A 22,931-nucleotide genomic window follows, 5' to 3' on the forward strand; every position below is an offset into this window, starting at 1 on the left:
ATAAATGAAGGCCATTTTACTTGAGGTTGCCAGCCACATAGCGGTTGTTACGATCAATCGCACTGATGCGCTGAATGCCTTTAACCATGAAACTTTAATGGAATTGCAGAATACGGTTGAGGAAATACGCGTCAATCCGGATATACGTGCTGTTATTTTTACTGGTGCAGGGGGGAAGGCATTCAGTGTCGGTGCCGATTTAAAAGAGCGCAAAAGCCTGACGGATGAACAGGTGAAGCGTAATCTGTTTAAAATCAACGAATGTTTTAATGCGATTGACCAGCTGCCGCAGCCGACGATTGCAGCGATCAATGGATTTGCCTTTGGCGGAGGGATGGAGCTTGCTTTGGCTTGCGATTTTCGGTTTGCCGCAAGCGGTGCCTTGATGGGGCTGACAGAAACGAGTCTTGCCATCATTCCGGGGGCAGGGGGAACACAGCGGCTGCCGCGCTTGATTGGGCAGGCGAAGGCATTGGAGCTTATTTTAACTGCTAGAAGGCTAACTGCAGATGAAGCCTTTAGCTATGGCATTTTAACAAGAGTGGTAGAAGGTAATGGGCTATTGGATGAAAGTCGTGCATTCTGCTCACAAATCCTTGCTAATGGTCCAGTGGCCTTACAGCAGGCGAAATTTGCGATTAAACAAGGGATGAATACTGATTTGAACACCGGGCTGCAAATTGAGCGCAAGGCATATGAGGTGACACTCCCGACAGAAGACAGAATTGAGGCACTTCAGGCATTTGGAGAGAAAAGAAAACCGGTTTTTAAGGGGAAATAAGCTAGTTTTTCAAATTCGGTCACGTAGATGTTTCTGCGTGACCGAAACTATTTTAGAAGAAAAAAAACACGAAGTTCTATTTCCCGCATTTTAAACTAAACTAAATATAGAGGGTTGTACACAAAGGGGGACAAATCATGGCGAGAAAAATGGGGGTCTATGCAGTTTTGGCCTTTGTTTTATATGGCTTATTTTTTTACTGGTACTTATTCCAGTTTGCCGACCCGAAGCTTCCGTTTGAATATGAAGGAACAAAGGCGGATCCGGCTACTTTTTTAAATGGAAGAGAACTTAGCTTGAGTGAGGAATATTCGAAAATTAGAAATCTACTGTTTTTCCTATCTACTCCGCTGGAATGGCTGATTTACTTTCTGATTTTATTATTTGGCTTGTCGAAGGCATTCAAACGCTGGGCTGAGGACTCGGTGAAACATAAACTGCTGCACACCCCAGTCTACCTATTCTGGTTATCCTTGTTTGCCTTTATTGCGGTACTGCCATTAAGCTATATCAGCTTTTCCTTATCAAAAACGTATCATATTTCAACGCAATCCTTTCCTTCTTGGATGAAAGACGAACTGATTGATTTTTGGCTTAATTATGCAACATGGCTCATTATTGTTCCTGTTTTATACTGGCTTATGAGAAAAAGCCAAAAACGATGGTGGCTTTACGGCTGGCTGTTATCGGTTCCGTTCACTCTATTTATGATGTTTATTCAGCCTGTCATTATCGATCCGTTATATAATGACTTTTACCCTTTGAAAGACAAAGCATTAGAAACCAAAATCCTGACATTGGCTGATAAGGCCCATATCCCTGCGGAGCATGTATTTGAGGTGAATATGGCGGAAAAAACAAATGCCATGAATGCCTACGTCGCTGGGATTGGCTCCAATGCCCGAATTGTCCTCTGGGATACTACCTTAAATAAACTCTCAGATGAGCAAATTTTATTTATCATGGCTCACGAGATGGGGCATTATGTGGAGAAGCATATATATTGGGGAATTGCTGGCTACCTGCTGCTATCGCTTCTCGGGTTGTATGTAACCTACCGGATGATGAATTGGGCGGTTGCCCGCTTTGGAAAAGAACTGAAAATTTCCGACACAAAGGATATACGGTCGCTCCCGTTATTTTACATGATTATCTCAATGCTGCTATTTGCGTCAAGCCCGCTGTCAAATCTCGTCTCCCGCTATCAGGAAACAAGGGCTGACACCTATGCAATTGAGATGACGAAAAATCCGGATGCCGCCATCACATCATTTCAAGAGTTGACACGCAATGGCTTAAGTCAAGTCAATCCGCCAATGCTGGTGAAAATTTTCCGCTACACCCACCCGCCAATGCTGGACCGAATTTCCAAACTGGAAGAATATGAGGTCAAGCATCGAACAGAATAAAATTTTATTAAAAAAAGCTGAGGATCATTGATCTTCAGCTTTTTTCGCTTGCCAAAAAGAAAAACCGTCATTGACGGTTTAATGTGAAAATATTCAAGTTCCAAACTTCTTATTGATTTCCCTAAGCTGGCCCGATAACTGGATGAACAACTTTTTGTCCCGCCGATCAATAGCCGAGTCAATTTTCCGCAGCAATTTTTCCTTTTCAACCGTAAGCTGGATTTCCGATAAAAGCATGTCGATGTAGAGGTCCTGGACGAAATTCTCTTTCCTTTGGTTCCGTTTCATGGCAGCAACTTTCATTAAGTCCGTGTAGGATTTTTCATTCAAGAAAATCACCTCTGATGCTTTTTTTTATTATATGGAGTTTTTAGAATATTATCAATAATATTTATAATTTTCGTAAAACTTTTTCCTTGACAGGATTTGTGAATAATTTAGTAACAATTCAGAAAAGTAAATGCTTTGGGAAATAAAAGTGTTAAGATATGGTGGAAGTCATATGAATAGGAGTTGACGAGTTTGAAAAAACAAATAGAAGAGTATGAGATTAATTCATGTACCATGTATTTGGCACCAATGGAATACGGAAGTAAAGTATACACAAAGATTATTGAGGTGGATGATGAATTTATTTCACCTTTTAAACCATTAGACATCATCAAAAAAAGCTGCGACTATTTTGGCGTCGATTATGAAAGCAGAAAGAAGGGGACTAGACAACTAATTGGATATTCCCGTAAGATTCCTATTGCCATTGAGCCTGCAAACCATATATTCTTTTTTCCAACCACATCACCGAGCCGCCCCGAATGTATTTGGATTTCACATGAGCACGTTGAGAATTACCGTCGTCTAGGGCCTCATCAAACTCAAGTTACTTTCCAAAACAAACAAACGCATCTTTTTTCAGTTTCATTTGGGACTATTGAAGGACAAATGTTAAGAACGGCCTTATTAAAAACAAAGCTCCTCCAAAGAATCGAAGGTAATAAAAAAATGACTTACCTATTTAATGCTCCAAAGCCTATTAAGGCCTCTGAACATTCACATGATTATAAATAAAAATGACTTTGTGGCGGGTTAACGGGACAGGTGTTTTTTTAATAAGTAGGTTTCCATTAATTCTTGGACCTTATTGCGGATGCGCGGATTAAAATAATTATGATGCTCTTCATAACCTTTATAGATAAACATGTACATGGTAAAGGCATCGTCCCGTTTGGTTTCACTAACCTGAAGCTTATTCTTTTTCATATATTGCTTTACCTCGGCTAATTCCCCCTGAATAGCCTTCATCGTTACTTCGATTAACTCCAAATATGGCTTTTTCAATTTAAATGGACTCTTCTCCACCACATTCAAATCCCTATTTAAGATCGTTAAAACCATTGGTAAATAAATGGCTTTTTCCATAATATCACGGTCATTCTCTGGAATTCGCGTCATAATAAGATCTCACCCTTCATTTTATACGAACTTACGTTCTTGTTTTTATTTTACAAAAAAGAAAACATAAATGCAATACTGCTGCCACGCTTCTAGCTTTGCTTTAAGTGAGCTTTTTAATTGAAATATTCGACAAATTCATGAGAAAGTTTTTATTAATAGAAGGATATCTGATAGGGGAAAATGAATTAAAGAAGAAACGAAGGATAGAAAAAAACAGTCATATATAATGGTGAAACGCAAAAATACATAGATTAAGGTGATAAACATGCGAGCTGATAAACATCGAAATAAGAAAAGGAGAAGATGGAAATCCGTATTATTGGTGTTATTACTTTTAATTGGGGCCGGAGCGGCTTACTCCTATTTTCAATATAAACAGGGTGTCAATCAATCATTAAAAAAAATTGATAATGAAACGAAAGAGCAAAAGGTAGTGTATAAATTTGATGGACAGAAGGATCAGTATGGCGACACGAATGTTCTGATGCTCGGAAGCGATTCGCGAGGGGAAGAAAAAGCTCGCTCAGATACCATCATGATTGCCCATTACAACGAGGACAAAGGGACTTTTAAACTTACCTCGATTATGCGCGACAGCTATGTGGCCATCCCTGGGCATGGCAAGCATAAAATAAATTCTGCTTTCGCCATTGGCGGCCCGGAGTTAATAAGGCAAACGATTAAGCAGAATTTTGATATTGATTTGCAGTATTATGCGATTGTTGATTTCCAAGGGTTTGTCCAACTGATTGATGAAGCGTTCCCACATGGGGTAGAAATCGATGTGGAGAAGAAAATGTCGGCATATGTTGATCCACCGCTGCAGCCCGGGCTGCAAAAGTTGAATGGCCAGCAGATGTTAAGTTATGTCCGCTTCCGTCATGATGCCATTGGTGATTTTGGGCGGGTCGAGCGGCAGCAGAAGGCAGTACAGGCCATTGGTGACCAATTAAGTGCGATTCAAACCCTTCCAAAGCTGCCAAAGCTAATAGGTGTGGTGGCTCCTTACGTTAATACAAATATGAAAACATCGGATATCCTCTTTATGGGGAAAGACTTCTTCGCCGATAAAAGGGGAAGTGTCGAAACATTAAGGATCCCTGTTGATAACAGTTTTGAAGAGACGCGGGTTAAAGGGGAGGGCGCCATTTTGGATATAAATCTTGCAAAAAATAAAGAGGCGCTTCACCAATTTATTACAAAATAATACTTGTCTAGGATATAAAATAGAATTAGAAGCGGGTAGGAGAACACGGATGGATTTTGAAACATTTAAAGCTTGGTTTACACTCGAAAATATCATGAACCTTATTCAGGACTATAAAGCCCTTGGGCCTTTGCCTGGAATTTTGTTGACGATACTTGAAGCCTTCCTGCCGTTTCTCCCATTATTTTTATTTGTAATGGCCAATGCTAGTGCTTTTGGACTCTGGCTGGGATTTCTGTATTCCTGGCTGGGTGCCTGCATTGGCGCGCTGCTAGTCTTTTCGTTCATCAGAAAATATGGGCAAAAACGATTGCTTGCCTTTTTGCCGAGGCACCAGAAAGTCCGAAGGCTGATGGACTGGGTGGAACGGCATGGGTTTGGCCCGTTGTTTTTGCTGCTTTGTTTTCCCTTTACACCATCTGCAGTGGTTAATATTGTGGCTGGGCTTTCGAAGCTAAGTTTTGCCCAGTATATGCTTGCGGTATGCATTGGAAAAATGGTGATGATTTTTACCATTAGTTTCATTGGATATGATATTCGCTCCTTGGTTACTCAGCCGTTTCGGACGATTATTGTTTTTATTATCATTTTTATTCTTTGGTTTGCTGGAAGAAGAATTGAAGCAAGACTAAACAAACATGAAAAAAATGGACATGTGGAGGAGAAGCACCAGGGGAAGGGACTAAAAAAACGGAGGGGATAAAGTGAGGAGTGAATGGAGACAGGAAGGAATCGAATGGGTTAAGGCTTTTGCAATCGGTATTATTATTTTCGTTTTTATTCGAACATTTTTTTTCTCGAATTACGTAGTTGAAGGTGAATCGATGATGCCCACGCTCCAGGATGGGAATAAACTTGTTGTTAACAAGCTGGGCTTTCAAACAGGCGAACTGGAAAGATTCGATGTTATTGTTTTTCATGCTAATGAAAAAGAGGATTTTGTCAAACGGATTATCGGCCTTCCCGGCGACAAAATTGAATATCGGGATGACCAATTATTTATTAATGGCCATAAATATGAAGAACCTTTTTTAAAGAAGTATAAACAAGAAGCACTTGGTATGAAATTGACTGGTGATTTCAGTTTAAAAGAGATTACCGGTGAAGATAAGGTCCCTGAGGGGAAATTATTTGTCCTTGGCGATAATCGTTTGGGAAGCTGGGACAGCAGACACTTTGGATTCATTTCAGAAAGCCAGGTGGTCGGTAAAGTTGACCTGCGGTACTGGCCGTTGGATGAAGTAGGCGTTCATTTTTAATATTTGCGTTTCTGAACACGATAGTAAACTATCGTGTTTTTTGTCTTTTAAAGCTTAGTTTTACCATTTTTGGCTTTAATCTATCACTGGCTATTGCAAACGTTTGTGCTTCTTTTATGATAAAATGGAGGATACGTAAAGTTGGAGAGGATGGAGGGGAATACATGTCATTAAGAATGGTAATCGGGCGGTCAGGAACCGGCAAAACGGCCATGTTTTTTAATGAAATTACCAGCAGCCTTTCGGAGAACCCTGAAGGAAAGCCGATTATATATATTGTTCCTGAGCAAATGACCTTCATGTCTGAATATCGTTTAGCAACAGACCCTAATATTGGCGGGATGATTCGGGCCCAGGTATATAGTTTTCCGCGCTTGGCATGGAGAATCCTGCAGGAAACAGGCGGAATCAGCCGGATGCATTTAAGCACGGTCGGCATGAGTATGCTAATCCGTAAAATCATCGATGAAAAGAAGGAACAGCTGAAACTGTTCAATCGGGCAGCAGATAAAAACGGTTTTATTCAGCAGGTAGAGCAAATGATTACGGAGCTTAGGCGGTATTGTGTCAGCCCTCAGGATCTTGCCCTAGGTTCATTCCGGATGGAAGCGGAAGGTTCTTCGGCTTCAAAATCCCTGCAGGATAAATTGAGTGATGTGGAACTGATTTATCAAAGGGTTGAGGATGAAATCTTCGGTAAATATTTAGATTCCGAGGATTATTTTCGGCTGCTTTCCGAGAAAATTTCCTCCTCCCACTATTTAAGAGATGCGGAAATTTATATTGATGGTTTTTACAGCTTTTCTCCCCAGGAATATCAAGTGATAGCGGAGTTAATGAAGCGATGCAGGAGAGTTTCGGTTGCATTGACAACTGATTTCATTAAGGTTGATTCCGGACCGGATGAACTAGACCTGTTTCGTGCTTCGAGCGAGGCTTGTTTTACAATCAATGAGATAGCAAAAATCGAAGGGATAACAATCGAGCAGCCTGTTATTCTTAAAGGATCAAAAAAATGGTCTGGGAGCGTCTTAAGTTACCTGGAGGAACATTTCGATGCCAGGCCTGCTGCGCCATATCATGAAAAAGCAAATTTAAACCTATTCCAAGCGGCTAACAGAAGGTCTGAAATTGAAGGAATTGCCCGTGAGATTCGTGATTTAGTCCGATTAAAAGGATATCGCTGGCGTGATATTGCTCTATTGGTTCGAAACGGCGGGGAATATCATGAACTAGTGGAACCCGTGTTTACCGACCATCAAATTCCCTTTTTTATTGATCAAAAACGGACGATGCAAAGCCATCCGCTTGTTGAATTGATTCGTTCTACGCTTGAAGTCATCAATTCTTATTGGCGCTATGACCCGGTCTTTAGGGTAATAAAAACAGAGCTAATCTATCCGCTTCAGGAAAACCCCGTGAAAATGCGTGAACAAATGGATCGGCTGGAAAACTATTGTTTAGCTTACGGAATAAATGGAAGCAGCTGGACGAAAAAGGATCGCTGGACTTATCGACGTTACCAAGGACTAGATGTAGAGCGAAATGTTCAAACAGATGCTGAAAGAAAGATGGAACAAGAACTGAATGAGCTGAAGCTTATGATAACAGCTCCTATTCTTCGGCTGTCAAGAAGATTGAAAAAGTCAGATTCAGGCAAAAAGTTTTCTGAGGCTATTTATTTGTTTTTAGAAGAATTAGATGTTCCGGCTAAGCTTGAGAAATGGAAGATAGCTGCGGAAGAAAAGGGGAATCTGGTAAAGGCACGCGAGCATGAGCAGGTTTGGAATGCCGTCATCGATCTCCTTGACCAGTATGTGGAAATTTTGGGTGAGGAGCCTGTTTCCTTAAAATCATTTGCAGCTATTTTGGAGGCAGGTTTTGAATCCATGCATTTCTCCCTAATTCCGCCGGCCCTTGACCAGGTTTTAGTCGGTGATTTGGAGAAATCGCGGCTGAATGATATCAAAATTGTCTTCGTTGTTGGCGTGAATGAAGGTGTTCTGCCGGCGAAAATCGCTGACGAGGGGATTCTTTCAGACGAGGATCGGGAGCTGCTTGCAGCCGGCGGCATAACAGTTGCGCCAAGCAGCAGAATACGCTTGCTGGATGAAAACTTTATTGCCTATAAAGCCTTTACCGCCCCAACAGATATGCTTTATATCAGTTATCCGCTTGCAAATGATGAAGGAAAAGCGCTAATTCCTTCTTCGTATATTAAGAGAATAAAAGATATGTTTCCAGAGGTTATTGAACGGCTGCTGCTTGTTGACCCTTCACAGGTTTCAGAAGAAGAGCAGCTGAACTTTGTGTCTAATACTGGTGCTACTCTTTCATACCTAAATGCCCAGCTTCAATTGAAAAAGCGGCATTATGGGATTCCCGACCTTTGGTGGGATGTTTATAACTTTTATATGGATGGCCAGTGGAAAGACAGGGCGCAAAAGGTATTTTCCAGTCTTTTTTATGCCAATCAAACTGTAAAATTAGCTAGTGAAACAGCTGATAATCTGTATGGGGAAACGATTCAGGCCAGCGTTTCAAGAATGGAGCTTTACAACTCGTGCGCCTTTTCCCATTTTGCTCAACATGGGCTGAAGCTAAAGGAACGGCAAATTTTCCGTCTTGAAGCTCCGGATATTGGGGAGCTGTTTCATGCGGCCTTAAAGCAAATTGCAGACACAGTTACTGAACAAAATTTATCATGGGCAAGCTTATCGAGAAAACAATGTGAGGAGCTTTCGAAAGATGCGGTTAAAAGCCTGGCACCTAAGCTGCAAAACCAAATCTTATTAAGCTCGGAGCGCCATCATTATATTAAACGAAAGCTGGAGCAGATTATTACCCGGGCTTCCGTGGTTTTGAGCGAGCATGCGAAGGTAAGCGGCTTTTCGCCAATTGGCTTGGAACTCGGCTTTGGCCGGAATGAGAAGCTTCCTCCTTTATCGTTCACATTAAAAAATGGCAAACGGATGGAGCTTGCAGGAAGAATTGATCGGGTTGATCAGGCTAAAGCCGAAGACAACAGCATCTTTTTGCGGGTCATTGATTATAAGTCGAGCGAAAAGGATGTCAATTTAACTGAAGTCTATTATGGACTTGCCCTTCAGATGCTAACCTATCTTGATATTGTTATGACCCATTCAAATGAATTAGTCGAGATGAAGGCAAGCCCGGCAGGTGTGCTCTATTTCCACGTGCATAACCCGTTTGTCCAGTCGACGAAAATGCTGACCATTGACGAGATTGAAAAGGAAATCATGAAAAAGTTTAAAATGAATGGATTAATGCTTGGCGATCAGCAGGTCATCCAGCTCATGGATCAAACGCTTGAATCAGGTGACTCGCAGATTATCGCCGCCGGAATCAAGAAGGATGGACAATTATCAAAAAAATCAAAGGTTGCGAGTTTACAAGATTTTGAGGATCTAAAGGTTTATGTTCGCAATTTATATCAGAAAACAGGAAATGACATAATGGAAGGCCGTACCGATATTGCGCCATATAAGTTAAAGGACAAAACACCATGTACTTTCTGCGCCTTTAAATCTGTCTGTCATTTTGATGAATCGATTGAAAATAATCATTATCGTATTCTTTTCCCACGTGCCAAGGATGAGGTACTCGAGTTAATCAGGAAGGAGCTGCATGAGAATGAGTAAAATCGTTATTCCTAAAAAGCCTGAAGGCGTAACCTGGACGGATGACCAATGGAAAGCCATTCAGGCGCGTGATAAGGACATTCTTGTTGCGGCTGCAGCGGGTTCGGGTAAGACGGCAGTGCTGGTTGAGAGAATGATCCAAAAAATCCTAGCTGAAGAAGCCCCCATCAATGTCGATGAATTACTCGTGGTTACATTTACGAATGCCTCCGCGGCGGAAATGCGTCATCGAATCGGAGAGGCATTGGAAAAGGCAATTGACAATGACCCGGCTTCAAGGCATTTAAGAAAGCAGCTCAGCCTGTTGAATAAAGCATCCATATCAACACTGCATTCTTTTTGTATGGAGGTCATCCGCAAATATTATTATCTGATCGATGTCGACCCTGGTTTCCGAATTGCGGATGTCACAGAAGCTCAGCTGCTCCGGGATGAAGTGTTGGATGAATTGTTTGAAGAGGAATATGGGAAAGAGAATAATGAGGCATTTTTTAGATTAGTAGACTCCTTTACGAGCGACCGCAGTGATGCCGCCTTAATGGAAATTGTGCTGTCCATTTACGATTTTGCCCGGGCAAATCCTTCACCGCAAGGTTATTTGCAGTCACTTGTGGATATGTATGACGTTTCTGCTGTAAAAAATATCGAGGAGCTGCCCTTCGTGGAGTTACTTCTCTTTGATATTGAGCTTCAATTAGAGGCTGCCAGGGATATGATTTTAAAAGCTTTAGAGATTGCCAAGTTGCCGGGCGGTCCGGCTCCCAGAGCGGAAAATTTTCTCGAGGACCTGCAGCTAATTGACTCTTTGATGCTGGCAAAACAGGAATCCTGGACTGTTCTCTATGACGCTATGCAAGCATGGTCATTTTCAAGAGCGAAACAAGTCAAAGGGGACTCTTTTGATAAAGAATTGACGGAAAAGGCTCAAAAGCTTCGGGATAAAGCGAAGAAAAAGCTTCAAGATTTGAAGGATGAACTTTTTTCGCGAAAGCCTGATAGCTTTTTACGGGATATGGATGAAATGAAGCCGCTTATTCAAACGATCGTCAGTCTTGTAAAAGAATTTTCTGTTCGCTTTGAAAGTGTAAAAAAGGATAAAGGGCTTGTCGATTATGCGGATTTGGAGCACTATTGCCTTGATATATTGACAGGTGAAATTACAGTAGAAGGGGTTTTTCATCCTTCAGAGGCAGGACTTGCCTACCGGCGTCATTTTAAAGAGGTGTATGTGGATGAGTATCAAGACACCAACATGGTTCAAGAAACGATTTTAAAGCTTATCGCTAAAGAGGACGAGGCCGAAGGCAATTTATTTATGGTCGGGGATGTAAAGCAATCCATCTATCGCTTTCGGTTAGCAGAACCCAACCTATTTCTTTCAAAATATAATCGATTTCGGCTCGATGGGGAAGCTTCGGGATTAAGAATTGATTTAGCCCGCAATTTCCGCAGCCGTAAGGAAGTCCTTGATGCGACAAACTATATTTTCAAACAAATCATGGGTGTAAAGGTTGGGGAAATTGAATACGATGAAGCTGCTGAATTGAAAAAAGGAGCTCCCTATCCTGAGGAAGAGCCATTTCCTGCTGAGCTGATTCTGATTGACCAAAATCGCGGTACTGATGGACCAGAATCGGCAGGGGGGATTGATGATGATGCTCAGCCTGCTGAATTCGATCAGAGCGATCTTGAACAATCACAGCTGGAAGCCCGGACGATCGCGGCCAAAATAAAGGAATTAGTGGAAAATAGGGCTCAAGTGTATAATCCAAAAACGAAGTCAGGCCGGCCGATTATGTATCGGGATATCGTCATTCTTCTCCGTTCCATGACATGGGCTCCACAGATAATGGAGGAATTCAAGCAACAAGGGATACCAATTTATGCTAACCTGTCAACTGGTTATTTCGAGGCTTCAGAAGTGGCCATTATGATGTCACTGCTGCGAATCATTGATAACCCGTTTCAAGATATTCCATTAGCGTCAGTGTTGCGGTCGCCGATTGTGGGTTTGAACGAGGAAGAGCTGGCGCAAATCCGATTATGCAGGAAAACCGGATCATTTTGGGAGGCTGTTCATTCTTTTTGTAAGAGTAAACCCGCTGAACACTCTGTATCCTTTTATGAAAAAGTTCGGCACTTCTATGATTTATTGAAGGAATGGCGCCCTGTGGCGCGGCAGGGCTCGCTTTCAGAGCTTATTTGGCAACTATACCGCGATACCCATTTTTATGACTTTGTCGGCGGCCTGCCGGGAGGAAAGCAGCGTCAGGCTAACCTTAGAGCTTTATATGACAGGGCACGGGCCTATGAAAAAACATCCTTTCGCGGTCTATTCCGCTTTTTACGCTTTATTGAGCGCATGATGGAGCGAGGCGATGATCTTGGGGCTGCAAGAGCACTTGGGGAGCAGGAGGATGTTGTCAGGGTCATGACCATCCACAGCAGTAAAGGGCTGGAATTTCCAGTAGTTTTCATGGCGGGAATGGCCCGAAGCTTTAACATGGCAGATATACGCAATCCATATTTACTTGATAAAGAATATGGGTTTGCATCTAAATATGTTAATCCGGAAAAGCGAATCTCCTATCCGTCTCTGCCGCAAATTGCCTTTAAGCGTAAAAAGAAAATGGAGATGCTGGCTGAAGAAATGCGTGTATTATATGTGGCCATGACAAGGGCAAAGGAAAAGCTGTATTTGACAGCCACACTAAAAGATGCCAGCAAGAAAATCGATCAGTGGAACGACTCCGCTAATCATCTGGATTGGCTGCTGAAGGACTTTGAACGGGCTTCTGCCTCAAGTTATATAGACTGGATCGGGCCGGCAATTGTCCGTCACCAGGACAGTGGAGTATTAAAGGCTGTAGGTGCGGCAAATGACCTGGTTCCTGAGGAAATTACCCAGCATCCTTCCTCCTGGAAAATAGCCATTGTGCCTGCAGATGAAATTCAAAACCAAGTAATCGCTCAGGAGAAAGAAGAAAACCACTATTTAGATCTAGTCATGTCAGGGAAAAAAGTTCCCCAGTCCTCTGCACTCTCTGATGAGATAGCAGCTAGACTTTCATGGGTATATCCGTATCCAGAAGCTTCTGTTCATCGCTCAAAGCAATCAGTTTCGGAGATTAAACGCTTCTCGGAACTAAAGGATGAGCAAAGCGGTACAGACCTTGTCCGCCGAATGAAGAAACCGATTCTGAAGCGGCCGAGGTTTATGCAGGAAAAATCGATTACACCTGCGGAACGCGGGACAGCCATGCACATGGTCATGCAGCATCTTGATTTGACTAAACCTGTTCAAGCGGAAAATATTACTGAAAAGATTTACTGGATGGTAAATAATGAATTATTAACACTTGAACAGGCAGAAGTAATTCCAGTTGAGTTAATTGTTCAATTCTTTCAAACGGAATTGGGAAGAAGATATTTTCAAGCAGCTGCGATCCATCGAGAAGTTCCCTTTACGCTTGCCTTGCCGGCAGAGGAGGTTTACCCTGATTGGAAGAATGAAGAAGAATCCGTCTTTGTCCAAGGAATCATCGACTGCATTCTCGAGGATGAAAGGGGTCTTGTCCTAATCGATTATAAATCAGATGGAATTACCGATAGGTTTAAAGGCGGGTTTGAACAGGCAAAACCAATTCTTGAAGAAAGATACAAAGTGCAAATTAATTTATATACAAAAGCAATCGAACAAATTTGGAAAAGAAATGTAAGCGAGAGATATTTATTTTTCTTTGATGGTGCCCATATTTTAAGGCTTTAATAAAAATAAAAAATGACATAAACCTAATTTGAAGGTTTATGTCATTTTTAGTTGTTCCCGACAATCGGCTGGTCAAGCAGCTTTGTATCAACCACATTGGTCCCGCTAAGGCCATTATTGGCTATCACAATTCCCCCAGTATTAAACCCGCCAGAACCCGCGGCTGTTTTTGAGACAGCTTTTGGCGAAATATATACGGTATCTCCAAATTGCACGATTCCGTCGCTAACATTTATAATACTAACTGGTCCTATAATTGCCGGCATCTTAAAACATCCTTTGTAAATTGACTAAATTGACTTAAAGTCAGCATAAGGTTTTAACGCAAATTTGTCATTTTTAATTGTTCCCAACAATTGGCTGGTCAAGCAGCTTTGTGTCAACCACATTGGTCCCGCTAAGGCCATTATTGGCAATCACAACTCCACCAGTATTAAACCCGCCAGAACCTGCAGCAGTTTTCGAGCCGGATTTTGGCGAAATATAAACGGTATCTCCAAATTGCACGATTCCGCCGGAAACATTAACAATCTGAACTGGTCCTATAATTGCAGGCATTTATAACATCCTTTGCAATAAAACTTGTTGATCACGTATCTCTTACGGCAGTTCCTCTTCATGTCCATGCGGAAGGAGCTGCCGAATATGTTTTACGCGTGCTTCCATTGAAACATTCCTCGTATTACCGACATTCAGTACGGAGGCGTTGGAAATTCCTATGATATCTATTTTCTGAACCTTTATAACAGGATTGGAATGATGCGACCTGATGGATATGTTTTCATTAATCGGCAGAAACGGAATCGGTTTTGTCGTTACCGGAAATGAAGGAGTATTCCCTTCTTGGCCATAAAAAATTTCCGCTTCTCTTTGAACGGCAAGAGCCCGAGAGAATGCATCTAAAATGCAGGAATCACCCACCTGAATAATGGAGGAGAAAGAGACAACCTTTGCACCTAAAAAATCAACTTTAGATATTCGTTCAAGCATAACCTGGAGTCACATCCGGTGCAAGCGGAACGAAGGGTCCGATGATTAAGGATTCCGGAGGAGTATCAAAAGCACTTGCCAACTGGATGGTTTGAGTATCGCCCACCATGACCAATGAAGAGCTTGCAACCCCGGTGATTTTAATATTCCCTACACAAATATCCCGGTTATAGACTTCAAAAATCATTCCTTGTTCATCCCTTTCATATTATCAGGTATATTTTGCAGAAAAACGAATACGCCATTTTGAATTTCCTTTTTTATTAGTTCAATAATTTGTTCCTCAATTGTATTTACATCAATTGTACGGGCTTGGCTTAATGCCTTAAAATGAAAATCAATCCTGTTCGGAAGCTGTTTCAAAATATCATCCCGAATGAAACTAAGATAGGATTCATTTGGTGGGATAGCCAGCTGATTTTGGGCATTTTCAATAATTTGCGGCAAATCTGTTTCTAAATATTGATAAATAGCCTCTTCTATTTTCATTGTTCTTTGCATGAGATCCTGGGGTGGACTTGGAGCCTTGGGAGATTGATTTTGAACCGCAAAATCCTCAATCCCGGAAAGGTCATTCGGATTTAACCCAATCGTTAATGTTCCTTCAAGTGTTTCCACCTTTAACTGGTCAAATTTGTATTCAATTCTCTCCACATTGATAGGCGGCTTTTCATTTAACTTTTTGATTTCATCCTTCATTTGTTGAATAGCCCTTTCTAATGAAGCAATTCGATTTTCCTGCTCCTGAACACTCCGAACCAGCCATTGAATATATTGGTTCATATCCTGATACATATATCTCACCTCACTAGAAAATTACTTTTTCCTGTTAAGTAAATATATGCAGCAGCAATGCTAATCTGGTTGTTATTTTACAAGAATGCTTATCTTTAAAGAATTTCAGTCATTTTCTGCTACTGGACTGGAGCTTGCAGCGGAACAGCAGGGGCCAGTGATAGTGGGGATATAGTCGGGCTCACGACTTCACCTGGTTTAATCGCGGTTGGCGCCGGCTGTGTAAATCCGCCGGTATTGCTTAAATAGGCTGCTGATTTAATGATTCCGGCACTTCCAATTTGCAGGATTGAGGAATTGGTGATTCCGCCAATTTTGATAAAATTAATGTGAATGGATTGTTGAATAAAAAAATTCATTATACCCCACCCATTCATTACATATTAAAGGCATTTGCTTGATCAATCAGCTCTGGATCGTACGTATTTGTGGAACTCATTCTGTTATTAACATCCAATCTTTCACCGGTATTAAAGGATCCAGCCCCAGAGAATGTTTTCGCAGCTGCGAATGGCATAATCTTATAAACATCGCCAATGTGAAAAACAGAGCTGTTACCCAGTGTAATGACTTGCGCAACTCCAACGATGGCTGGCATAAACAACACCCTTATGTTTTATTTGGTCTTTACCATTTTATGTTTGGGCTCATATAATGTGATAAAAAAGCCCAAATAATCTTATTATCGTGATTTTTATTCAAATAAGGCTCTTACCATTCCTTTTCTTCGTTTTTTTCATTTCCCTATGGTATGATAGACAGGATAACAATACATAGGAGGCAGTTATTATATGATTCACGGTCACGTTACCGCTTGGGCGTTAGCTCTCATTTTGTTTTTTGTGGCCCTTTCCTTGCATTCGAGCGGGAAGGCAAAAGGGGCAAAAATTTTGCAAATGATTTTAAGGGTGCTTTATCTTGTTATCATCGCAACTGGTGTTGGTCTACTATTCATGCTGTCAAATATCAGCGTGTTGTATATTTTAAAAGCAGTTGTCGGACTTTGGATTATCGGCCTTTTTGAAATGATTCTCAGCCGCGCAGCAGCTAAGCGAAAAACTTCAGTATTTTGGATTCAGTTTGTGATTGCATGGGCCCTTGTTTTATATTTGGGTTTTGTCGAACTGCCAATGTCCATTCTAAACCCTTAAAATTTTTAAGCTGTCGGATTGTTCCGATGGCTTTTTTTGATAATAGGATGACAACCAGGAGTTTTTCTTTTAATATTTTAATAAATAGAGAGGAGTGGCGCCGGTGATTGTGAAGGTATTTGCTAACCTAAGAGAAATTTGCGGGGGTGTATCTGTAAATGTATTGCCTGAGGGAGATCGGGTTATTGACGTTCTTGATAAATTGGTGGAAATGTTTCCTGCACTAAGGGAGGAAATTTTTACAGAGGAAAAAAAATTGCGGCAATTTGTCCATGTGTTCATCAACGGCAGAAATATCATCCATCTTGACGACCTGGAGACAAAAGTAGTGGATACCGACCAGTTCGCCTTATTTCCGCCCGTTGCTGGTGGATAATATGCTGGTAAAAGAGTTAGAGTTTCGCGGCATCCGTAAAGAACATCTTGGAATGTATTTCGAGGAACTTGGCGCAGAAAAGGTGACGGATTCCTTCCCATATACATATTCGGCAGAATACTGGTCAGGTCAGATCCTATCAGAGGAAATCATAACTATTACATCAACTTTTAAGGTGAATGCTGTCTTTGTTCGTTTTTGTGCAGAAAGTGAGAGCGCCCTTGAAGAACTAATAAAAAAATATCGATATAAAACCTCCAGGGCTGGAGGCTAAGAAAAGAGGCTGTCTCATCTAGGAGTCAGCCTCTTTCAAATTAACTATTAAACTAATTGTCCTTCATGGTCAATAATCCCTAATTCACGAAGTTTTTCTTCGGTTACAACTCCGTCTTTCCATCCACGTACTTGATAGTATTCTTCAAGCATAATATCCATGCGGCTGACAAACCCGGCACTATTACCTGATGCTGGTTCCTCCGTAAAGCGTTTTGGAAGGAAATCGTCTTCTCGCTTGTTAAGACCGGCAAGGTTATTATAATAGCGTTCAAGATTGTAAATTCTTTCTCCTGCCTTCATGACATCTTCAGCTGTTAGCGAAATACCAGTCATCGCACTATATTGCTCGGCATAATGCTCAGCATTTTCAGAGAAGGAGGAGAACTTACAAATATTCATTGAATCACCGAAGGCTAGCATATCCTGGAATACCTTTAATAATTCGCCCTTGCCTTCTGGCTTTAAGCGGTCGGTTGGTTCCGGAATTCCGGCAATTTCACTTGCCACGGTATAACCGCGCAGGTGGCAGGCACCGCGATTACTTGTTGCATATCCAAGACCAATACCTTGAATACCGCGAGGGTCATAGGCAGGGATGGACTGTCCTTTAACGGACATGGATAATTCAGGTGCTCCAAAATGGGCAGCAGCGCGGGCAGGTCCTTCGGCAAGAATGCCTCCCAAACCTTCACGCAGAGCAATCTTTCTAGTCAACTCAATCATCGCGTCTGCATCGCCCCAGTTAAGCTTTTCGCTAATAATCCCTTTCTCGTATGCCTCCATAGTCACTGAAAACGCATGGCCAAGCTCAATGGTATCCAGACCGTATTCATTGCATTGGTCAATCATATAGGAAATAGCTTCTGCATCACTTAACAAACAGTTGGAGCCAAGTGACCAAGCCGATTCAAACTCGATACTTTCAACCCGTGTCTTGTACTTGCCATCCTTTACCTCGACTTCAATTTTACAGCCGACCGGACAGGCGTGGCAGGTGTTATTGGAAACACGGAGATGTGTATTTACATACTCACCACTGTGCTTTTCGGCTTCCTCCCAATGAGAGAATTGGGAGTTTTTCGTTGGAAGCGCGCCAACCTCATTGATGATATTGGTTAATACGTTGGTACCGTATACAGATAATCCGCCTTTATTTGGAGCGGTCAACCCGCCATCTAAGATCGCTTTAACCGCCTTTTTGTTGGCTTCTTTATATTCGTTTTCAAGCTTTGGCGCAGGCATATTGCCTTTTTGGACCGCTTTAATGACAATCGCTTTTAATTTTTTATAACCAGCAACCGCTCCTGTTCCGCCGCGTCCTGCAGCCCGGTCATGCTCGTTGATGAAGCATGAGAAGCGGACGGTATTTTCACCGGCCTGGCCAATGGTCATGACACTCAGGTCCTTCTCGCCATATTGATCCTTCATCGCTTTAACAAATTCTCTGGCGCTTGTTCCCCACAGGCTTGAGGCGTCGCGAAGCTCGGCTTTGCCTTCTTCGATGTAGAGGTAAACAGGCTGGTCACTTTTCCCTTTGATGAGAATATTATCGACACCTGCCCATTTAAGGCGTGCTGCTGTCCATCCCCCCATGTGAGAATCTGTTACGGTTCCTGTAAGCGGGGATTTTGTGACAACACACAGGCGTCCGCTCATGGATGAACGGGAGCCTGTTACAGGTCCGGTCATGATGCACAATAAATTCTCAGGTGAAAGCGGTTCCACATCAGGGCCGTTATCTAAAACGTATTTAACGCCAAGACCCCGTCCGCCAATATACTTTTTTGCATCTGCTTCGTTGATAGTTCTGTAATCAATGGTGCGAGATGATAAATCGACGACTACTTCTTTGTTTTTAAAACCACCTAAATTCAAGCTAATTCCCCTCTTCCTATTAAAATGTATAGCAACATCTCTTATTTTTATATATTTTTTTAATAAGAGATTTCTCCCAAAAATTATCTTTAAATCCAATATTTATTGTATCATTTTTACAATATTTTTAAAATTAAAATTTATGTGATAGTAGGAGATTATTAATTTGATAAAATAGAAATAATTGCGATTCATTAATTTGTAGAAATGGGGCGGTTGGATGAGTAACTTGGAGCGGTATTCGAGACAAATTCTGTTTCGGGCCATTGGGGAAGAGGGACAAAAGAAATTGCTGAAAGCCCGAGTGGTTGTGATTGGAGCAGGTGCGCTTGGGACGGTTATTGCGAATCATTTAGTCCGCTCAGGTGTCGGTTATCTTAGGCTGATTGACCGGGATGTGGTGGAGCTGTCTAATCTCCAGCGGCAGACGCTATTTGATGAAGAGGATGCAGAATTAAATCTTCCAAAAGCGATTGCCGCGCAAAAAAGGCTGAATAAAATTAACTCGTCCATCAAGGTTGATGCGGTTATTGCCGATGTTAATTTGGATAATGCTGAAGAGCTGATAAATGGCATGGATATAATTGTAGATGGAACGGACAATTTTATGACCCGTTTCTTGATCAATGATGTGGCTATTAAGTATGGCATTCCTTGGATTCATGGGGCCGCTGTCAGTTCAAGAGGAATGTTTGCCGTCATCAAACCAGGGATTACTCCATGCTACCGCTGTCTATTTCCAGATGTTCCGGAAGGATTGGGGGAAACCTGTGATACAGTTGGCGTTCTTTCTCCTTTAACAGATATTATCGGTTCCTTTCAGGCAATGGAAACCATCAAATATCTTGTTGATGCAAAGACGACTCCTAATCTTGAACAAATCGACATCTGGGATATGACAACGATGCAAATGGATATTTCACAGGGGCAAAATCCTAATTGTCCGGCCTGCGTGGAAAGAAGATTTGACTTTCTGGACCGCTCCTCGGAGCATCAGGCATCCTATATATCTCTATGCGGGCGGAACACAGTGCAGGTCAATCCCAGAAGGAAACGGGAGCTAGATTTAAAAAAAGTTCGTGCAAGGCTTGTAAACAGCACTCAAGCAGCCGGAAATGACTTTCTCGTCCGGTTTTCTCCCGAAGAAGGGATCTCCATTGTCATATTCAAAGATGCCAGGGTCCTGATCCATGGAACCAATAACATTGTCAGAGCAAAATCACTTTATGCAAAATACATTGGAGAATAAATAAAAGAGGCTCCCTTTAGCCTCTTTTATTTTATGAAATCATTTTTTCAATGATTAATCGCTTGCCAGTGTTAATTGTAAACTCAAACCGGTCATTGACCTTTTCATAATAACAAAAATGATGCTGCACATTGCAAATGAGCTCTTGATTATCAAAAACCATAAAATTGACCCCATCTTTACGATTCTCATCCGAAAGAAAGGACAAATGATTATAACAGTAAATACAGTCATAAATGGAAAAATCTAAAGAATTCAAGGTCGTTACAAATTGGAAAAAGGCATCATCATTAATTCCATCTAAAAGTCGTTCGAGAGAGTAGATTAAATGCTTCCTAATTCTTACAGTATCATGATCCCGCAGCATCGTTACTTCGTTACCAATTCGGATGTTCCCTGGTTCATACAATATTCCCTTTTTCCAGCGGTTCATCCGAAGAATTTCGATTTCCTGGTGAAGAAATTCCTCCAACATAGAAGCTTCCTCTGTTTCCTCATCAAAAAATATCCATTGACCATTTATTTGTTCAACGGTCCCTTCTGTATAAGACCGCTCCTGAATATCGTATAGATGGATTCGTTGTTGTCGATTCATTGTTAACCTCCATGCCAGATGCTTTCATTTTCCTTTTTTGACATCTTAAAGGGATTTTATAACCTCAACTATTTTAAAAAAAATCTATTTAACGTAAGTATATAGACAAACTGATCGATACCATTTCTGTTATGGACAATTAACCAATTCATTTGGGCTGAATAGAATAATCACCATCTAAGCAGTGAATTAACTGCAATAACAGAGAGGAGTACAAAATTACATGTGTGGCATATCAGGATGGATTGATTTTAAAAAATGGGTTGGAAAAGAACAACATGCAATTGAAACGATGACGCAAACATTGGCAAAAAGAGGTCCTGATGAAACAAATCTATGGACAGATACACATGTAGGTTTCGGTCATAAGCGGCTGATCGTCGTTGACCCTGCTGGGGGACGTCAGCCCATGTCCAAACAAAAGGATGGCTCAACATATACAATTTGCTACAATGGAGAATTATACAACACCGAAGATTTGCGCAAAATTCTCCTTACTAAAGGATATTCTTTTAATGGTCATTCTGATACAGAAGTACTGTTAACTGCCTATATAGAATGGGCGGAAGAGTGTGTGAACTATTTAAATGGAATCTATGCCTTTGCGGTTTGGGATAGCAAAAAAGAGCAGCTCTTTATCGGACGCGACCGATTGGGGGTAAAACCGTTATTTTACAAAGAACATCAGGATGGGGTGTTGTTTGCATCAGAGTTAAAAGCTATTCTTGCCCACCCAGAGGTGAAAACAGAGATTACTCATGAGGGTCTGGCAGAGGTTTTGGGTGTTGGGCCATCGAGGTCGCCAGGATCTGGTGTTTTTAAAGGGATTAACGAATTAAGGCCGGCACATGCCCTCACCTTTTCCAAAAACGGCTTGAAAATTTGGCGTTATTGGAATGTAAAAAGCGAGGAGCATAAGGATAATGTGGAGGAAACAGCGGAAAAAGTACGTTTCTTAGTCAGCGATGCCATCACAAGACAGCTTGTTTCGGATGTACCCTTATGTACCTTATTGTCAGGAGGACTGGATTCGAGTATCATTACAGCCATTGCCGCGAAAGGCTTAGAAGAGCAGGGGAAAGGGCAGCTTCAAACGTATTCGATTGATTATGAGGGAAATCAGCAATACTTTACTGCGAATGAATTTCAGCCAGATTCCGACGAAAAATATATTAATCTCATGACAGATACGTTTCAAACGAAACACCATAGTGAAATTATTTCACAGCAGCAATTAGTTGATGCATTAGTGGAAGCCGTTCACGTTCGGGATTTACCAGGTATGGCCGATATAGACTCTTCCTTATTATGGTTTTGTAGACAAATAAAAAAGGATTTTGTTGTTAGTCTGTCAGGTGAATGTGCGGATGAAATTTTTGGCGGCTACCCATGGTTTCATCGCAAGGAAGATTTAGAGCGCCCAGGCTTTCCATGGATGCGTTCAGTTGAGTCAAGGGAAAATTTATTAAAGCCGTTTTGGAAGGACCGGTTAAATTTACGTGAATATAGCTTGGAACAATACCGTCAGGCCATTTCCGAAACGCCTAAATTAGAAGGAGAAAGCTTGCAGGAATCAAAGCGAAGAGAGTTATTCTATATCAATATGATATGGTTTATGACCACTTTGTTGGATCGGAAAGACCGAATGAGCATGGGTGCAAGCCTCGAAGTCAGAGTCCCATTTGCAGACCACCGTGTAGTAGAATACGTTTGGAATATCCCGTGGGAGATGAAAATGTACCGCAACAGGGAAAAAGGACTTCTGCGTAAGGCCTTCGAAGGCATTTTGCCTGAGGAAGTATTGTACCGTAAAAAAAGCCCTTATCCAAAAACACATAATCCTGAATATACGAAGGCCGTTCAAAATCAGATGCTGGCTATTTTACAAGATAAGTCTTCAGCTATTCATGAATTTTTTGACAAAGAGCAATTGGAAAAACTGACTCAATCTGGAGGAAACTCGTTCAAAGAGCCTTGGTTTGGCCAGTTGATGACAGGACCGCAGTTATTAGCCTACTTTGTTCAGCTTCATACATGGTTCAAGGATTACAATATCAATATCGTAAATTAAATTTGGAATAAAAA

The 22,931-nt window shown here is 41.6% G+C and carries 24 protein-coding genes; 13 read left to right on the forward strand and 11 right to left on the reverse strand.

Features of this window, described 5'->3' with window-relative positions; all coding sequences use genetic code 11:
- Window positions 1-4 precede the first annotated feature (4 nt).
- Both V5M37_RS07635 and V5M37_RS07640 read left to right on the forward strand, forming a co-directional pair.
- A complete protein-coding gene (locus V5M37_RS07635) occupies window positions 5-781 on the forward strand; it encodes an enoyl-CoA hydratase-related protein (protein ID WP_423801466.1) in 777 nt (258 codons plus the stop codon).
- Between the two features lie 137 nt (window positions 782-918).
- Entirely contained in the window at window positions 919-2,190 is a 1,272-nt protein-coding gene (locus V5M37_RS07640; RefSeq protein ID WP_423801467.1) for a M48 family metallopeptidase, read from the forward strand.
- Window positions 2,191-2,283: 93 nt separating this feature from the next.
- On the opposite strand, the gene V5M37_RS07645 is transcribed toward V5M37_RS07640, so the two are convergent.
- Window positions 2,284-2,520 (reverse strand): IDEAL domain-containing protein, encoded by a 237-nt coding sequence (locus tag V5M37_RS07645; protein WP_378580850.1) that lies wholly within the window; start codon window positions 2,518-2,520, stop codon window positions 2,284-2,286.
- A gap of 192 nt (window positions 2,521-2,712) precedes the next feature.
- Here V5M37_RS07645 and V5M37_RS07650 point away from each other — a divergent pair, with 192 nt between their 5' ends.
- Window positions 2,713-3,255, forward strand: coding sequence for a competence protein ComK (locus V5M37_RS07650; protein ID WP_423801468.1), 543 nt, complete (start codon window positions 2,713-2,715; stop codon window positions 3,253-3,255).
- An 18-nt stretch (window positions 3,256-3,273) separates the two neighbouring features.
- On the opposite strand, the gene V5M37_RS07655 is transcribed toward V5M37_RS07650, so the two are convergent.
- Window positions 3,274-3,639 carry a hypothetical protein gene (locus V5M37_RS07655; protein ID WP_213141052.1) on the reverse strand — a complete coding sequence of 122 codons (366 nt, stop codon included), beginning with the start codon at window positions 3,637-3,639 and terminating at the stop codon, window positions 3,274-3,276.
- A gap of 268 nt (window positions 3,640-3,907) precedes the next feature.
- Here V5M37_RS07655 and V5M37_RS07660 point away from each other — a divergent pair, with 268 nt between their 5' ends.
- From V5M37_RS07660 to addA, 5 genes are all read left to right on the forward strand, one after another.
- The gene (locus V5M37_RS07660; protein WP_213141051.1) at window positions 3,908-4,849 is read left to right on the forward strand and encodes an LCP family protein; all 942 of its coding nucleotides are present in this window, start codon (window positions 3,908-3,910) and stop codon (window positions 4,847-4,849) included.
- Between the two features lie 49 nt (window positions 4,850-4,898).
- The gene (locus V5M37_RS07665; protein ID WP_423801469.1) at window positions 4,899-5,552 is read left to right on the forward strand and encodes a TVP38/TMEM64 family protein; all 654 of its coding nucleotides are present in this window, start codon (window positions 4,899-4,901) and stop codon (window positions 5,550-5,552) included.
- Between the two features lies 1 nt (window position 5,553).
- Window positions 5,554-6,108, forward strand: coding sequence for a signal peptidase I (gene lepB / locus V5M37_RS07670; protein WP_378580852.1), 555 nt, complete (start codon window positions 5,554-5,556; stop codon window positions 6,106-6,108).
- 164 nt (window positions 6,109-6,272) lie between these two features.
- The gene (addB, locus tag V5M37_RS07675; protein WP_423801470.1) at window positions 6,273-9,770 is read left to right on the forward strand and encodes a helicase-exonuclease AddAB subunit AddB; all 3,498 of its coding nucleotides are present in this window, start codon (window positions 6,273-6,275) and stop codon (window positions 9,768-9,770) included.
- Complete coding sequence (addA, locus tag V5M37_RS07680) at window positions 9,763-13,539, forward strand: helicase-exonuclease AddAB subunit AddA (RefSeq protein WP_423801471.1); 3,777 nt, start codon at window positions 9,763-9,765, stop codon at window positions 13,537-13,539. The genes addB and addA overlap by 8 nt, the downstream gene beginning before the upstream one ends.
- A gap of 47 nt (window positions 13,540-13,586) precedes the next feature.
- On the opposite strand, the gene V5M37_RS07685 is transcribed toward addA, so the two are convergent.
- From V5M37_RS07685 to V5M37_RS07715, 7 genes are all read right to left on the reverse strand, one after another.
- Window positions 13,587-13,805, reverse strand: a complete 219-nt coding sequence (locus V5M37_RS07685) for a spore germination protein (protein ID WP_213141047.1) — start codon at window positions 13,803-13,805, stop codon at window positions 13,587-13,589.
- Window positions 13,806-13,878: 73 nt separating this feature from the next.
- Window positions 13,879-14,097 (reverse strand): spore germination protein, encoded by a 219-nt coding sequence (locus tag V5M37_RS07690; protein ID WP_213141046.1) that lies wholly within the window; start codon window positions 14,095-14,097, stop codon window positions 13,879-13,881.
- 42 nt (window positions 14,098-14,139) lie between these two features.
- Window positions 14,140-14,529, reverse strand: coding sequence for a spore germination protein GerPE (locus V5M37_RS07695; RefSeq protein WP_423801472.1), 390 nt, complete (start codon window positions 14,527-14,529; stop codon window positions 14,140-14,142).
- A complete protein-coding gene (locus V5M37_RS07700; protein ID WP_213116658.1) occupies window positions 14,522-14,716 on the reverse strand; it encodes a spore gernimation protein GerPD in 195 nt (64 codons plus the stop codon). The genes V5M37_RS07695 and V5M37_RS07700 overlap by 8 nt, the downstream gene beginning before the upstream one ends.
- On the reverse strand, window positions 14,713-15,324 hold the full coding sequence (gerPC, locus tag V5M37_RS07705) for a spore germination protein GerPC (RefSeq protein WP_423801473.1): 612 nt from the start codon (window positions 15,322-15,324) through the stop codon (window positions 14,713-14,715). The genes V5M37_RS07700 and gerPC overlap by 4 nt, the downstream gene beginning before the upstream one ends.
- A gap of 119 nt (window positions 15,325-15,443) precedes the next feature.
- Window positions 15,444-15,683: a spore germination protein GerPB gene (locus tag V5M37_RS07710; RefSeq protein WP_423801474.1), complete on the reverse strand. Its 240-nt coding sequence runs from the start codon at window positions 15,681-15,683 to the stop codon at window positions 15,444-15,446.
- A gap of 17 nt (window positions 15,684-15,700) precedes the next feature.
- Window positions 15,701-15,922 carry a spore germination protein gene (locus V5M37_RS07715; RefSeq protein ID WP_213116655.1) on the reverse strand — a complete coding sequence of 74 codons (222 nt, stop codon included), beginning with the start codon at window positions 15,920-15,922 and terminating at the stop codon, window positions 15,701-15,703.
- A 193-nt stretch (window positions 15,923-16,115) separates the two neighbouring features.
- Between V5M37_RS07715 and V5M37_RS07720 the strand changes: the two genes are divergently transcribed.
- The 3 genes from V5M37_RS07720 to V5M37_RS07730 all read left to right on the forward strand — a co-directional run bounded on the left by V5M37_RS07720 (window position 16,116) and on the right by V5M37_RS07730 (window position 17,125).
- Window positions 16,116-16,475, forward strand: a complete 360-nt coding sequence (locus tag V5M37_RS07720; RefSeq protein ID WP_423801475.1) for a YisL family protein — start codon at window positions 16,116-16,118, stop codon at window positions 16,473-16,475.
- A 103-nt stretch (window positions 16,476-16,578) separates the two neighbouring features.
- Window positions 16,579-16,851: a ubiquitin-like small modifier protein 1 gene (locus V5M37_RS07725; RefSeq protein WP_213141040.1), complete on the forward strand. Its 273-nt coding sequence runs from the start codon at window positions 16,579-16,581 to the stop codon at window positions 16,849-16,851.
- A 1-nt stretch (window position 16,852) separates the two neighbouring features.
- The gene (locus V5M37_RS07730) at window positions 16,853-17,125 is read left to right on the forward strand and encodes a hypothetical protein (protein WP_423801476.1); all 273 of its coding nucleotides are present in this window, start codon (window positions 16,853-16,855) and stop codon (window positions 17,123-17,125) included.
- Between the two features lie 47 nt (window positions 17,126-17,172).
- On the opposite strand, the gene V5M37_RS07735 is transcribed toward V5M37_RS07730, so the two are convergent.
- Window positions 17,173-19,002 carry an aldehyde ferredoxin oxidoreductase family protein gene (locus V5M37_RS07735; protein ID WP_423801477.1) on the reverse strand — a complete coding sequence of 610 codons (1,830 nt, stop codon included), beginning with the start codon at window positions 19,000-19,002 and terminating at the stop codon, window positions 17,173-17,175.
- Between the two features lie 220 nt (window positions 19,003-19,222).
- Here V5M37_RS07735 and V5M37_RS07740 point away from each other — a divergent pair, with 220 nt between their 5' ends.
- Window positions 19,223-20,251, forward strand: coding sequence for a ThiF family adenylyltransferase (locus V5M37_RS07740; protein ID WP_423801478.1), 1,029 nt, complete (start codon window positions 19,223-19,225; stop codon window positions 20,249-20,251).
- A 31-nt stretch (window positions 20,252-20,282) separates the two neighbouring features.
- Here the strand turns inward: V5M37_RS07740 and V5M37_RS07745 are convergent, their stop codons facing one another.
- A complete protein-coding gene (locus tag V5M37_RS07745; RefSeq protein ID WP_423801479.1) occupies window positions 20,283-20,846 on the reverse strand; it encodes a DUF2777 domain-containing protein in 564 nt (187 codons plus the stop codon).
- A 223-nt stretch (window positions 20,847-21,069) separates the two neighbouring features.
- Between V5M37_RS07745 and asnB the strand changes: the two genes are divergently transcribed.
- Window positions 21,070-22,917, forward strand: coding sequence for an asparagine synthase (glutamine-hydrolyzing) (gene asnB / locus V5M37_RS07750; RefSeq protein WP_423801480.1), 1,848 nt, complete (start codon window positions 21,070-21,072; stop codon window positions 22,915-22,917).
- The last annotated feature ends 14 nt before the right edge of the window (window positions 22,918-22,931 follow it).

This window comes from Neobacillus sp. SAB-20_R2A (assembly GCF_049568635.1).
Taxonomy (GTDB): domain Bacteria; phylum Bacillota; class Bacilli; order Bacillales; family Cytobacillaceae; genus Neobacillus; species Neobacillus citreus.